Here is a 13,437-nt window from a genome sequence, read left to right as displayed (position 1 = left end):
CTCACTCACCGCTGGAACGCGGACACGGGGATGGGTGCGGACGTGTGCTGCGGTGGCACCAGGTCGGCCACCTCGAGGGGAGCGGGCGGAGCGGGCAGGGGCGCGGGGACCTCCCCGACCTCCTCGGCCGGGTTGCCCGCCCACCGGGTGCGCGCCGGGACCTCGGAGCCCTTCATGAGGAAGGCGTCCGGGCCGATCTCGGCGCCGTCGCCGATCGTCACGCCGTAGTGGACCCAGGCGGCCACGCCGACGGTGACGCCGGAGCCGATGGTGATCCGGTCGAGCTTGAAGCCGCCGTCCTCCTGGGAGTGGCACTGCACGGTGCTGCCGGCGTTGAAGGTGCAGCCGTCGCCGATGGTGACCAGCGTCCGCTCCGGCATGCCCAGGCCGTCGTCGAACACCCGGCGCCCGACCCGGGCTCCCAGCAGCCGCAGCACGACCGGCTTGAGCGGCGTGCCGTTGTAGAAGGCCGGCTGCCAGGCCAGCTTCCAGAACCGCTCGTGCCACCAGAAGTACGGGTCGTAGATCGAGCACTGCCGGGGCTGCAGCGGCCGGAAGCCCGTCGACGCGCGCTCCACGACGATGCCGAAGGCGGTGACGAACAGGACGCTGAGCACCATCGCGCCCGCGACGGACACGGCGCCGAACCGGTCGTGCAGCTCGAAGCCGGCCAGGGTGATCAGGGTCGTGCCGAAGAAGTTCGCCCACCGGAGCAGCAGGAACAGGCCCATGCTGCCGAGGTTGTGCCGCCGCTTCGCGGCCAGGCGGCGGGCCAGCTCGCCCGGTGCCTGGAGGTGGTCGTCGATCGTCGCGTCCCGCAGGACGGTGCGCGGGATCTCGAAGGCCGGCGAGCCGAGCAGCCCGACGCCCTCCCGGACCGGCCCGTCGATGGGCACCATCACCTTGGTCGCCAGCAGGACGTCGTCCCCGGTCCGGGCCTCGGGCGGGTAGGCGATCGCGTTGCCGAGGAAGCTGCGCGCGCCGATCCGCACCTGGGACGCCGTGAACGACGTGCTCGAGAACTCGACGTTCATGGCCGACAGCCCGTCGGCGACCATCGTCTCGGCGCCGACCGAGGTCAGGTACGGGTTGTCGTGCTTGACCCCCTCGCCGAAGTTCGACCCGGTCTGCACGTACCGGCCCAGGTCGTAGCCCAGGCTCCGCAGGAGGTGGACGACGGCGAAGCTGTTGCCGGTGAGCTTGAGCAGGTACTTGGCCGACGTCATCCGCGTGACCGTGCGCTGCAGGGAGTAGTGGACCCCGTAGAGCGGGTAGACCCGGCCGGGCGTGACGAACCTGCCCAGCACCCGGGGGACGGTGGTCATGACCGCGAGGCCGACGAGGATGCCGCCGAGGTACAGGACCAGCGAGACGACCATTGCGTCGAGGTAGAACGAGGCGCTGGTCATCACCATCGGGCCGGCCTCCAGCAGCCGTCCCAGCCCGGGGACGACGAGCACCAGGAGGGCGACCGCGCCGATGGCCAGCGGCAGGTCCACGAACAGCAGGCCGAGCAGCTTCAGCACGGAGTAGGTCACCCGGCGGCGGGTGCTGCAGCGGGCCGGCGGGATGAGCGAGTAGTCGACGTCCGCGCGGCGGGCCGGCGTCCCGTGCCAGCTCTGGCCCGCCGGCACGGCCTGACCGGCCTGCAGCGACGAGCGGTGGCCGAGCTGGGCGCCGTCGCCCATCGACGTCCCGATGTCGATGACCGACGACTCACCGACGACGACGTCGGCGCCGAAGGTGACCGGGCCGAGCTGGATCCGTCCGTCGTGCGCCCGGTAGCCGGGGACCACCGCGTCCTTCCGGACGACGGTGCCGCTGCCGATGGTGAGCAGGTCGGTCGCCACCGGCACGATCTTGGCGAAGACCGCCACGCCGGGGCCGACCTTCGCGCCCAGCGCCCGCAGGTAGAGCGGGTAGAGCGGGGTGCCGTTGAGCACCAGGACCAGCGGGTTCTTCTGCACCAGCGTCTTGACGATCCAGAAGCGCACGTAGCGCAGGCCCCAGACCGGGAACTCCCCGGCCTTCCACCGGCCCACCAGCAGCCACTTCGCCGCGATCGGCAGGGTCGCGAGGCCGAGGAAGGTGCCGCCGCCGACGACCACCGACCGCAGGTAGTCGTCGACGATGCCCCCGCCCGCGGCGATCCAGTCGTAGCCGGCCACACCGATGATCGCGACCAGCAGGCAGTAGCCACAGAAGAACAGCGCCTGCAGGACCCCGCAGAGGACGTGCAGCGCGGCCCCCGCCGGAGCCGGCCGCGGCGCCTCGGCAGGTGCCGGCGCCACCGGGGCGGGCACGTCCGGCGCGGCGGTGGCGGACGGCGAGGCGGGGGCGGACGGGACGGCGCGGAACGCCTCGGCCAGGCTGCGCACCGTCGGGTGCCGGTAGACGTCCTTCATCGACACCGACGGCAGGTCCGGCCGCTTCCGCACCCGGGCGCAGAACTGCGCCATGACCATCGAGTCGGCGCCCAGGTCGTCGAAGAAGGAGCTGTCGACCGGGACGTGGTCGACCTGCAGGACCCCGGCGAGCACCTCCGCGAGGGCGGCCTCGGCCGGGGCGGGCGCGGACGCCGCCGCGGGGGTCTCGTCAGGGGCCAGCGCCGCCGCCAGGCCGGCGACAGTCGGGTGCCGGTAGACGTCCTTCATCGAGATCGACGGCAGGTCCGCCCGCTTGCGCACCCGCGCGCAGAACCGGGCCATCACCATCGAGTCGGCACCCAGGTCCTGGAAGAAGTCGCTGTCCGCGGGCACCTGCCCGACGCCCAGCACGTCGGCCAGCACGGCGCCCAGGGCGGTCTGCAGGTCCCCGGGCGGGGCTGCGTCGGACGGGGCCGGGGCCGCTGCCGGGGCGGCCGTCAGGACCGCGATCGGGTTTCCCACGTTCAGAACTCCTTGCGCCGGTGGAGGGAGTGGTCCGGGCACGTGCCCGGGGGTGTGCTGTCGGAGGTGGTGCTGCGCCTCATCGCAGGGCGGACAGGACGGACGACGGGGACTGCGGGGACCGCGGCTGCGGCACGACCGGCGCCGGCCGGGCCGGCTCGTCGACCTGCAGCGCGTCCTCGCCGTAGAGGTCCTGGACCCAGTTGGGCTGGTAGACGGTGTCGAGGTAGCGCTCACCGAGGTCGGGCGAGATGGTGACCGCCGTGAGGCCCTCCGCGTCGTGGCGGGCCAGCCAGTCGATCGCGCCGCTGACCACGGTCCCGGTGGAGCCGCCGAACAGGTAGCCGCGCCGGGCCAGCCGGTGGCAGGTGCGGATGGTGTCGGTCTCCTCGACCCAGGTGACCTCGTCGACGTAGGAGTCGTCGAGCATCGGAGGACGCATGCCCATGCCCAGGCCGGGGATCATCCGGCGGCCCGGCTCGGCACCGAAGGACACCGAGCCCACGGCGTCCACGGCCACGATCCGGACGGGGCGGTGCCACTCGCGGAACCAGCGGGCGCAGCCCATCAGCGTGCCGGTCGTGCCCGCGCCGACGAACAGCACGTCCAGGTCGGGGAACTGGCGGGCGATCGCCGGTGCCGTCGTCCGGTAGTGCGCTCCCCAGTTGTCCGGGTTGCCGTACTGGTCGAGCCAGACGTACCGGTCGTCGGCGGCGCACAGCGCCTTCACGTAGTTGATCCGCGCCCCGAGCAGGCCGTGGACCGGGTCCGGCTCGGTGATGACGTGCACCTCGGCGCCCAGCGCTTCCATCAGCTGCCGGGTCTGCAGGTTGCACCGGGCGTCGGTCACGCACCGGAACCCGTAGCCCTTGCTGGCGGCGATCATGCTCAGGGCCACGCCCAGGTTGCCCGAGGAGGACTCCACCAGGATGGACCCGGGCCGCAGCCGCCCGCGGCGCTCGGCGGTCTCGACCATCCGGGTGGCGGCCTTCAGCTTGACCGAGCCGGCGAAGTTGAAGCCCTCGCACTTGAGGAAGAGGGACCGGCCGAAGACCGGGTGGAGGTCGACGTACAGGTCGTCCTCGTTGAACTCGTGCGGAGCGGAGATGATGGGCACGTCGGTCCCCCTGTCGGGATGGCGCCGGCATTGGCGCGGAGTGCGGGTTCTCGCAGACGGTGCGTTTCGCTCACAGGAAGACTGCTGCGGGACCGACCGGGGATCGATCGGGCTTCCCCCAGAACCGGCGGCCCGGTCCCGAGTCCTCACCGGGGGTGGACCCCACCCCGCAACCCCACCGTCGAGGGCGGGGACGCCGGCCCGGACGGGGACGAGCGCACGCCGGCGCCCCGCTCCCGACGGGGAGCGGGGCGCCGGTGCGCCGAGCCCGGCTCAGGCGGGCAGCACGTCGAGCCGGATGGTCTCGGGCAGCGCGCGCAACCGGTCGACGACGGCCGGACCGATCGGGCCGCCCACGTCGGTGACCACGTAGCCCACCGACCCGGAGGTGGCCAGCGCCTGCTGCTCCACGTTGAGACCGCCCTCGGCCAGCACGCTGTCGATGTGCGCCAGCGCGCCCGGCTGGTTGCGGTGCAGCAGCACCAGCCGGGTGGTGTCGGCCGAGCGGGGCACCTGCACCTCGGGCAGGTTGACCGACAGGCCCGTGGCGCCGCGCTCCAGGTAGCCGAGCAGCTTGGTGGCGACGAACTCGCCGATGTCCTCCTGCGCCTCCTCGGTGGAGCCACCGACGTGCGGCGTGAGGATCACGTTGGGCAGCCCGCGCAGGTCGGACTCGAAGGGATCGCCGGCGGCCGCCGGCTCCTCCGGGAACACGTCCACGGCTGCGCCGGCCAGGTGGCCGCTGTCGATGTTCCGGCGCAGGGCCTGGTGATCGACGACGAAGCCGCGGGACAGGTTGAGGAAGAGGGAGCCGGGCAGCATCTTCGCGAACTGCTCCTCGCCGAACATGCCGCTGTTGCCGGGCCGACCGTCGACGTGCAAGGACACCACGTCCGAGCACTGGAGCACCTCGTCGAGAGTGGCGCACCGGCGGGCGTTGCCCAGGGCGAGGGTGTCGGCGGTGTCGTAGAACGACACGCGCATGCCGAGCGCCTCGGCGAGCACCGACAGCTGGCTGCCGATCTTGCCGTACCCGACGATGCCCAGCCGCCGGCCGCGCACCTCGTGGCTGCCCTTGGCCGACTTGCGCCACAGCCCGGTGTGCATGGCGTCGTTGTGCACCGTCATCCGGCGGGTGAGCGCGATGATCTCGGCCAGGGCCAGCTCGACCACGCTGCGGGTGTTGGAGAACGGCGCGTTGAACACCGCCACACCGCGCTCGGTGGCCGCCTGCAGGTCGATCTGGTTCGTGCCGATGCAGAACGCCCCGACCGCCCGGAGGTCCGGGGCCTTCGCCAGGACGTCGGCGGTCACGGACGTGCCCGAACGCAGACCGAGCACGTGGACGCCGTCGAGCCGCGCGACGAGCTCGTGCTCGTCCAGCGCCCGGTCCACCTGCTCGACGACGACGCCGGCCGCGGCCAGCAGGTCGGCGGCGGCCGGGTGGATGCCCTCGACCAGCAGGGCCCGCAGCGGGGTCGGGGATGCCGGAGTGGTCATGCGAGATCTCCCTTGATCAGCTCGACGCACTCGGCCGACTGGGCAGGGAGCGTTCCCGCGCAGGTGACGCCGCGCGGCGCACGGTCTCCAGGGGAGGCGTCGTCTTCGTTCGCGATGGCAGGGAGAAACGCTGTCGTCGACGGTCCCGCCGGGCCATCGAGCAGACCCCCGGATCGGCCGGCTCCCACCCCCTCGTGCAGGTAGGGACAGCCCGCGTGCGGTCCCCTCGACGGCGTCGGGCCGACCCCGGACGGAATCGGGGGATCGGCGGCGCCGTCTGGGGGGTTGGCTCGATGTTCCCGGCGCGGGGGCCCGGCGACGCTCATCGCAGACCGAGAAACCCGACCCACTCCCCGAGGAGCCGGCGATGACCACCACCCGGTGCTTCCGCCACAGCCGTTGGATCGCCTCCTGCGCCGACTGCACCGCCTGGCACCTCACCCGCCTGCACCACCACCGGACCGGCGCCACGGCTCCGCAGCACCCGAGCCCGGCCATGGCCGCCTGACCCCGCTCCCCCACCGCACCACGACCCGCCCGCCGGCCACCGCACCAGGAGACCCCGATGCTCTCGCCCGCTCACACCCTCGTGGACGAACTCACCACCGACCTCGCGCAGGCGCGGGAGGACCTCGTCGCCGCCCGCCTCGCCCAGCAGGTCAAGGACACCCCCGCCTCCCGTGCCGCCGTCGCCGAGGCCCGGACGCGCGTGGACGCCCTGCTGGACCTCCACCTGGAGCTGTCCGACCCCCGGTGCTGGGACGCCGATCAGCTGCCCACGTTGAGCACGGTGAGCGTCCCGGCGTCCTCGTCGCTGACGTAGGCGGTCGTCCCGTCGGGCAGGACCGCCATCGACGTCGGCGACGCCCCGGTCGGGACGGTCGCGGTGACCGTGAAGGTCTCGGCGTCGATGACCGAGACGGTGTTCTCGCTGTTGTTCACCGTGTAGGCGAACCGGCCGTCCGCGGACCAGGTGAAGTACTGCGGGTTCTGACCGACCGGGACGGTCGCCACCAGGGTGTTGGTGGTCGTGTCGACGAACGTCACCGAGGCGGCGTCGTAGTTGACGTTGCCGACCAGCGGCCGGGTGGGGTGGACGGCCAGGCTGTGCGGGCTGGTCTCGACGGGCACGGTCGCGACCACCTCGTTGCTCGCGACGTCCACGACCGACACGAGGTTCGACTCGTGGTTGGCCACGTACGCGCGCGTGCCGTCGCCGGAGAACGACACCCAGTGCGGGTTGGGCGGCACGGTGATGTAGTACAGCTCGGCGTCCCCGTGCGGGTCGATGACCGCGATGTTGCCCGTGTCGTGGTTGGGCACGTAGACCCGGTGCCCGTCCGGGGTGACGGCGGGGACGAACGGCCGGCTGGCCATCGGGATCGTCTCGATGACGGCGTTGCGGGTGGCGTCCACGACGACCAGCGCCGCGATCGTGCGCTCGTCGTTCCACACGCTGACGTAGATGCGCCGCCCGTCGGGAGAGAAGGCCAGGTACTGCGGCGGGCCGGCGGGCACGTCGATCGTCGCGGTCACGGTGTCGACCGCCGTGTCGACGACGGTGATGGTCCCGGCGGCGCCGTTGGCCACGTAGAGCTGGTCGCCGTTGGGCGCGACGGCGACGAAGTTGGGGGTCGGCCCGGCCGGTACGGGCGTGCCCAGTGACGGGATCGGCACCGCCGGCGCGGCCGACGGGGGCGGTGGCGGCGCTGCCGTCCCGGCGTCGGACGGTGCCGAGGTCGACGCCGACGGGTCGGTGCCCTCGTCGGCCGCGCCGTCGGGCCGGGTCAGGACGACGGCGAGCAGGACCACCAGGGCGACGACCACCACCGCGCCGAGGACCGCGACCAGCGCTCTCCGGCGGCCCGCCCACCAGGCCGGGCCGCGGTCGGGTCCCGCACCCGGCGGGGGCCTGCCCGTGCCGAGCGTGGTGTCCGGGGGCTCCGGCGGCAGGGGCGGTCCGCCGGGTCCGCCGTCGCCGGGAGGGAGTCCGCCGGGCGGGGGCCCCGCGCCCGGGGAACCCGGGGGACGGCCGGCCGGGCCGTCGCCGCCCGCGGGCCGGTCGCCCGGCGGCGCGCCCGGTGCGACGGGCGGCGCCGCGCCCGCGCCTCCGGCGGCCGGGGTACCCACCGCGCCGGCGACCTCGGGTGCCGGTGGCGCCTGGCCGGTCGAGGCGCCGGCCACCGTGGCCGCACCGGCGGCGAGGCCGGCCGCCTCCCGGAGCATGCCCGGCCGCCCGTTCCCGGCCGGGGCCCGGTCGGCCTCGGGCGCGGCATGTCGGTCCCCGGGGGCGTCCCCTCCGACGGAGGACCGCGGGGTCGGCAGCGCGGCCCCGGCCACCCGACGGTCGGCGACCGGCGCGGTCTCCCCCGCCGCGGGCTCCGGTCGGGCTCCCCGGGCCGGTGCGGGGATCGCTGCCCCGACCGGGCCGGGCAGCGATCCCGGTGTCGCGCCCACGGTGGCCGCCCCGAGGGCGACCGGGTGCTTGGGGTGCGCGTCGACGATGGTCGGGCAGCCCAGTTGCTCGCCGACCATCCGCGCGACGACCGGGATCTGCGCGGAACCGCCGACCAGCAGCACCGCCGACAGCCGGCTGGGCGGGATGTCCGCCGACCGCAGCGCCCGGTTGAGCGTGCCGATCGTGGACTCCACCTGGGCCCGGATCATGGCCTCGAACTGGTCGCGGGTGAGCGCGACGTCCTGGTGCCGGCCCGGGATGAACACCGGGATGACGGTCTCCGTGTCGAGGGACAGCGCCTCCTTGGCCAGGACGCAGTCCTGCCGCAGCCGGGCCAGCGCGACGACGGTCCGGGCGTCGCCGAGGTCCAGCTCGGCGAGGGCGCCGCCCGCGGCGTGGTTGACGAAGGTCAGGATCGCCTCGTCCAGGTCGGCGCCGCCGAGCCGCTCGATCCCCTCCGGGGTGCCCAGCACCTCGATGCCGGCCTCGGTGCGGCCCACGACGGTCGCGTCGAACGTGCCGCCCCCGAAGTCGTAGACGGCGATGACCTCGCCCACCGCCATCTCGCGGGTCGCCGCGTAGTGGGCGGCGGCGGCCTCGGGCTCGGACACCATCCGCCAGTGCTCCACGCCGGCGGAGCGGGGCACCTCCTCGAACAGCTCCCGCCGGTAGGGCCCCCAGGTCGCGGGGTGGGTGAGCACCACCGCGCCGGGCGGGCCGCCGTGCTCGGCGTCGACCTTCGCCAACACGTCCCGGAGCAGCACGCCGAGCAGGTCGGTCACCGGGTAGGCGGAACCACCGAGCATGAGCGGGGTCGGGTCCCCCAGCCGGCGCTTGATCTCCGACGCGACCCGGTCCGGGTTGCTCACGGCCCGGCGCGCGGCGGCGTCACCGGTGACGAGCCAGCCGTCGTCCCGGACGTAGACGGTGGAGGGGATGACCACGGACCGGTCACCGAGCGGGACCATGTCCACCCGTCCGGCGCGCGCGACCGCGGCCGCGACACACGTCGTGCCGAGGTCGACCCCGAGGCTGTAGTCCACGTCGCCCCCTGGGACAGCAGTCCGCTGCGCCTCCGCTGACGTGCGAGCAGCCTAGTGACCGATGACGAGGACGGGGGCCTCATCGCCCTCCCGGGAGGTGGGGTCTGCCCTACCCCGAGGTAGGGGACGCCCTCTTCCGTGCGCCGCGCACCCGGCGTGACCATGGTGAGCGTGGTCTGTGACGTCGCCTCACGGTGAGGGCCCGCCGCGGACGTCCCCACACCTCCAGGAGGTCCCCATGTCCGATCCCGACGTCCGGAGGGTGGACGCCCCTGACCGGTCGGCCGCTGACGAGGCCGGAGTCCCGAACGCCGTCGCACGGCCGGAGTACCGCCGGCCGCAGGCCTTCCTCGTCGGCCCGGCCGCGCGCCTGGTCCGCGGGGGCCTCTTCGGCAAGAACCAGGACGGCTACACCGGTTACTACATGGAACCCTGAGCCCGCCGGCCCGGCCATCGGGCTCCGCCCCGACGTGCTGCTGGTGCGGGCGCCGGACGGCAGCGGCCGCCTGCTCGACCTCGCCGGCTCCTTCTACGCGGTCGACCCGATCGCCGCCGAGCTGCTCGCCGACCTGCCGCGCGCTGGTCGCACCGGGACGGTGCGCGGCGCCGCCCGGCGGCACGGGGTGCCCGAACAGCAGGTCGCGGCCGATCTCGACGACCTGCTCGCGGACCTGCCGGCCGGCCTGGGCCGCGCCCCGTCGGCTGCGCGCGGCCAGTGGCTGGACCGGCTCGTCGTCCCGCTGCTGTCCGCGCTGTGCCGGGTGGGCTCCCCGCCGCTCCGGACCTGGGCGCTGCTGGCCGCGGCCCGTCTGTGCTTCGCCACGGCGGGGTGGTACCGCACGCTGCGGTGGTGGACGTCGCTGCCGACCCGGGACGGTCCGGGCGGGTCGTCCGCGGCCGCGATCGACCGGCGCGTGCGCCGCTCGGCCAGCGGCAGCGTGCTGGGGCACACGTGCAAGGAACGGGCCGTGGTCAGCCTGGCCGAGGCGCGGAGGGCGGGGCTGCCGGCGGCCGTGGTGCTGGGCCTGAGCTTCTACCCGCTGGCCACCCACAGCTGGTGTGTCGTGGAGGGGGCCACGGTGGACGGCGGGGACGTGGTCGTCGGCACGGTGGACGACGGGGACGTGCTCGGCGGCGCGGTGCTCGGCGACCAGCCGGACCTGTGTGCCGCCTTCCAGCCGGTGGCCGTCGCACGATGAGCACCGTTCGGTGAGCACCGCCCGATGAGCGAGAGCCGGCTGGTCGCGACGATCGGCCCGGCCGGCGTCGCGCTGACCGCGACGGGCGGGCTCACCTCGACCTCCCGCGGCGGCGGGGTCACCGTGCTGCTGCTCGGGGAGCTGCACCACCGCGCGGACCTGCACGTGGGCCCGGCCGGCGACGCCGAGGCGATCGCCCGCGTGTACCGCCGGCGGGGCCGGGCCGGCCTCGCCGCGCTGGAGGGCGACTTCGCGTTCCTGCTGCAGGACGAGGCGGCCGGGCGGGTGCTCGCGGTGCGGGACCCGACGGGCGGGCATCGGCTCTACTCCGAGCGTCGCGGCGAGCAGGTCGTCGTCGCGACCGACCTCGCCACGCTCCACCGGGTGCGCGGCCGGCCGGCCGACCTGGACCTCGACCACCTCGCCGGCTACCTCGCCGAGCCCTCCCCCACCAACGAGCCGGCCGGGACGAGCACGCCGTTCCGCGGGGTCCGGCGGGTCCCGGCCGGCGCGGCGCTCGAGGTGGAGCTGCCGTCGCGCCGGACGGTCGTCCGCCCGCTGTTCGCCCCGCTGGACGCCGTCCGCGGCCGGGGGGACACGCCGGCCCGGGCCGCGGCCGACTACCGCGAGGTGCTCGCCGCCGCGGTCGCCGAGCGCGCGGTCGGCACGGTGGCCTGCCACGTCTCCGGCGGGCTGGACTCCTCCGCCGTGCTGCGCTGCGCGGCGGACGCCGCCGCGGTCGGCCGGTGCCGGCTGGTGGCCGGCATCTCGGTCGTGTACCGGGACCTCGCCCTGCTCGCGCGGGAGACGCCCTACGTCGAGCAGGCGCTCGGGATGGTGCCGGGCCTGCCGTCGGTGCGACTCGACGGGGACGACCTGCTGGACTTCGACGTCTTCGCCGACCCGCCGCGGCACGAGGAGCCCTACCCCGGGCTGTGGCGCCTGGGCATGGACCGGGCGCTCACGCTCGCGGCGGTGGCGGCCGGGGCGCAGCGGGTCCTCACCGGCATCGGCGCCGACGAGGTGCTCGACACCCACCCCTTCTCCCTGGCCGAGGACCTGCGCCGGGGGCGGCTGGGCACGGCCTGGCGGGAGGCGCGGCGCTGGGCGGCGGCGGACGACACCGACCCGTGGACGGTGCTGCGGCCCTTCGGGTTCGACCCCCTGCTCGCCCGCCGGCGCCGCCGGGCCCCCGCCGTCCCGGCGTGGGTGCGGCCGGGGTTCGCCCGGGACACGGCCCTGGCCGACCGGATGGCCGAGCGGGCCGTGTCCGAGGCCGCGTCGCACCCCGTGCCCGCGGTCGGGTTCGCCCTGGCCGGCATCCGCGCCCGGACCGGGGACCCGGTCCGCTGGGCGGTGGCCGCCCCCGCCGGGCTGATCGTCGCCCACCCCTTCCTCGACCGGCGGGTCCTCCGGGAGGGGCTGCGGGTGCTGGCGACCACCCGCCCGGACCCGGCGACGAGCAAGCCGCTGCTGCGCGCCGCGATGGACGGCCTGCTCCCCGAGCCGATCCTCACGCGCCGGCGCAAGGGGCACTTCAACGAGGTCTACTACCGCGGGCTGCTGCGCAACCGGGACCGGCTGGTGGAGCTCGTCGGCTCCCCCGAGGTCGCCGACCTGGGCATCCTGGACGCCGGGGCCCTCGCCGCGGCCCTGGATCGCGGCGCCGTCGGCGGCCTCGCCGTCCCGGAGCTGCACCCGCTCAACCTCGCCCTCACCCTCGCGCGGTGGCTGCTCCAGGAAGCGGAGGCGGGCCCGGTGGAACCGGGGGGCAGCCCCACCCCGGGCAGGGGGCGCGCCCCCTTCCCGGCAGGTCCGGCCCGGCGGAGGATCTCGAGGTGATGATTCCGCCTGCGCAGTCGCCGGACGACCGGACTGCGGCGGGCCGGGAGCGCACTGCCGCGAACGGACCGCCGGCGGAAGCGGCCGACCTGGGGTCGGTCGGCCCCCGGCAGGCCGAGCGCGACCGGTGGCTGCGCCGGCGGGGCCTGCAGCGCCGGCTGCACGACGGCGCGGCCCTGCAGATCTCCGCGCTCGTACCGCAGCTCGGCGTGGTCCGCAAGAAGCTCCCCGACGACGAGGACGCCCTCCGGCTCTCGATCGACGACCTGCAGGACCAGTTGCACACGGTCCTGCAGGAGCTGCGGGAGGTCTCGCGGGAGATCTACCCGCCGCTGCTGGACCAGGCCGGGCTGGGCGCGGCGCTGGGCGAGTTCGCCGACCGGGTCGCCGTCCCCCTGCGCGTCGTGGCACCGGCCGACCGCTTCTGCCCGGACGTCGAGGGGGCCGCCTACTTCGCCGTCACCGACTGCCTCGCCCGGCTCGAGGCCGGCGGTGAACCCGCCGAGGTGGTGCTGCGCCGCGACGGGGAGGCGCTGGTCATCTGCCTGGACGGCGTGCCGACCCGGCACGCCGGGGGCATCCTGGGCCACGTCCGGGGGCTCGGCGGCCAGGTGGGCGTCGCCGGGGAGCCCGGCTCGGGGACGATCGAGGTGAGGATCCCGTGCGAGTAGCCCTGGCCGAGGACGGCGCCCTCTTCCGTGAGGGCCTGCTGATGCTGCTGGAGGCCGCCGGCCACGAGGTCGTCGGCTCCACCGCCGACGGGGACGCGCTGGTCCAACTGCTGGACAGCGAGCGGGCCGACGTGGCGATCCTGGACATCCGGATGCCCCCGGGACCCGACGGCGGCCTCGTGACCGCCGAACGGCTGCGGGCCCTGCACGCCGACATGGGACTGCTCTTCCTCTCCCACTACGCCGAGTCCCACTACCTGATGCGGATCCTGCAGATCGGCACCGAGGCCATCGGCTACCGGCTGAAGGAGAAGGTCGGCAGCGTCGACGTCCTGAGCGACACGCTCGCCCGCATCGGCGCCGGTGAGATCGTCATCGAGCCGGTCCTGGCCAAGCGCCTGGTCGAGCACCCCCGCGGGGAGAAGAAGGGCGCGATCGACTCGCTGTCGCCGCGCGAGCTCGACGTGCTGCGGCTGATGGCCGAGGGCCGGTCGAACAACGGGATCGCCGCGCAGCTGTTCGTCACCCCCAAGGCGGTGGAGAAGCACATCGCCAGCATCTTCGGCAAGCTCCAGCTGGCCGAGGACGCCACCGAGCACCACCGCCGGGTCCTGGCCGTCCTCACCTACCTGCGGGCGCAACGCGACGACGACCGCTCCTGAGCCGGGAAGGGGTTGGCCGCGCCTGCGCCTGGGCCTAGCGTGAGCGCACGGCCCGGC

The 13,437-nt window shown here is 75.0% G+C and carries 11 protein-coding genes; 7 read left to right on the top strand and 4 right to left on the bottom strand.

Translation table 11 applies throughout. The annotated features are described in order from the left end of the window. Nucleotides 1-5 precede the first annotated feature (5 nt). The 3 genes from ACI79D_RS02510 to serA form a co-directional block, all read right to left on the bottom strand. Nucleotides 6-2,888 carry a Pls/PosA family non-ribosomal peptide synthetase gene (locus ACI79D_RS02510; protein WP_456916719.1) on the bottom strand — a complete coding sequence of 961 codons (2,883 nt, stop codon included), beginning with the start codon at nt 2,886-2,888 and terminating at the stop codon, nt 6-8. A 79-nt stretch (nt 2,889-2,967) separates the two neighbouring features. Then, entirely contained in the window at nt 2,968-4,005 is a 1,038-nt protein-coding gene (gene sbnA, locus ACI79D_RS02505) for a 2,3-diaminopropionate biosynthesis protein SbnA (protein ID WP_456916718.1), read from the bottom strand. Between the two features lie 273 nt (nt 4,006-4,278). Beyond that, nucleotides 4,279-5,505: a phosphoglycerate dehydrogenase gene (gene serA, locus ACI79D_RS02500; protein WP_456916717.1), complete on the bottom strand. Its 1,227-nt coding sequence runs from the start codon at nt 5,503-5,505 to the stop codon at nt 4,279-4,281. A gap of 367 nt (nt 5,506-5,872) precedes the next feature. On the opposite strand from serA, the gene ACI79D_RS02495 reads away from it, so the two are divergent. Together ACI79D_RS02495 and ACI79D_RS02490 are read left to right on the top strand one after the other, a co-directional pair. After that, on the top strand, nt 5,873-6,013 hold the full coding sequence (locus ACI79D_RS02495; RefSeq protein ID WP_456916716.1) for a hypothetical protein: 141 nt from the start codon (nt 5,873-5,875) through the stop codon (nt 6,011-6,013). 57 nt (nt 6,014-6,070) lie between these two features. After that, a complete protein-coding gene (locus ACI79D_RS02490) occupies nt 6,071-6,328 on the top strand; it encodes a hypothetical protein (protein ID WP_456916715.1) in 258 nt (85 codons plus the stop codon). Here the strand turns inward: ACI79D_RS02490 and ACI79D_RS02485 are convergent. After that, entirely contained in the window at nt 6,274-9,006 is a 2,733-nt protein-coding gene (locus ACI79D_RS02485; protein ID WP_456916714.1) for an Hsp70 family protein, read from the bottom strand. The two genes, ACI79D_RS02490 and ACI79D_RS02485, sit on opposite strands and share 55 nt — an antisense overlap. A 238-nt stretch (nt 9,007-9,244) precedes the next feature. Here ACI79D_RS02485 and ACI79D_RS02480 point away from each other — a divergent pair, with 238 nt between their 5' ends. From ACI79D_RS02480 to ACI79D_RS02460, 5 genes are read left to right on the top strand one after another with little or no spacing between them, the layout of a single operon-like run. Beyond that, entirely contained in the window at nt 9,245-9,442 is a 198-nt protein-coding gene (locus tag ACI79D_RS02480) for a hypothetical protein (protein WP_456916713.1), read from the top strand. Nucleotides 9,443-9,476: 34 nt separating this feature from the next. Continuing rightward, the gene (locus ACI79D_RS02475; protein WP_456916712.1) at nt 9,477-10,205 is read left to right on the top strand and encodes a lasso peptide biosynthesis protein; all 729 of its coding nucleotides are present in this window, start codon (nt 9,477-9,479) and stop codon (nt 10,203-10,205) included. Between the two features lie 24 nt (nt 10,206-10,229). Further along, complete coding sequence (locus ACI79D_RS02470) at nt 10,230-12,047, top strand: asparagine synthase-related protein (protein ID WP_456916711.1); 1,818 nt, start codon at nt 10,230-10,232, stop codon at nt 12,045-12,047. Then, the gene (locus ACI79D_RS02465; RefSeq protein ID WP_456916710.1) at nt 12,047-12,718 is read left to right on the top strand and encodes a sensor histidine kinase; all 672 of its coding nucleotides are present in this window, start codon (nt 12,047-12,049) and stop codon (nt 12,716-12,718) included. The genes ACI79D_RS02470 and ACI79D_RS02465 overlap by 1 nt, the downstream gene beginning before the upstream one ends. Next, nucleotides 12,709-13,380, top strand: coding sequence for a response regulator transcription factor (locus ACI79D_RS02460; RefSeq protein ID WP_456916709.1), 672 nt, complete (start codon nt 12,709-12,711; stop codon nt 13,378-13,380). Before ACI79D_RS02465 ends, ACI79D_RS02460 begins: the two co-directional genes overlap by 10 nt. The last annotated feature ends 57 nt before the right edge of the window (nt 13,381-13,437 follow it).

It is taken from the genome of Geodermatophilus sp. SYSU D00708 (assembly GCF_054050115.1).
Note: the sequence above shows the minus strand (reverse complement) of the source record. Positions and strands in the feature narration are given on the sequence as shown.

Excerpts from the sequence above, each read along its gene's own strand:
- serA (WP_456916717.1), bottom strand. The coding sequence starts at position 5,505 with ATGACCACTCCGGCATCCCCGACCCCGCTGCGGGCCCTGCTGGTCGAG.
- ACI79D_RS02495 (WP_456916716.1), top strand. The coding sequence starts at position 5,873 with ATGACCACCACCCGGTGCTTCCGCCACAGCCGTTGGATCGCCTCCTGC.
- ACI79D_RS02490 (WP_456916715.1), top strand. The coding sequence starts at position 6,071 with ATGCTCTCGCCCGCTCACACCCTCGTGGACGAACTCACCACCGACCTC.
- ACI79D_RS02480 (WP_456916713.1), top strand. The coding sequence starts at position 9,245 with ATGTCCGATCCCGACGTCCGGAGGGTGGACGCCCCTGACCGGTCGGCC.
- ACI79D_RS02470 (WP_456916711.1), top strand. The coding sequence starts at position 10,230 with ATGAGCGAGAGCCGGCTGGTCGCGACGATCGGCCCGGCCGGCGTCGCG.
- ACI79D_RS02465 (WP_456916710.1), top strand. The coding sequence starts at position 12,047 with ATGATTCCGCCTGCGCAGTCGCCGGACGACCGGACTGCGGCGGGCCGG.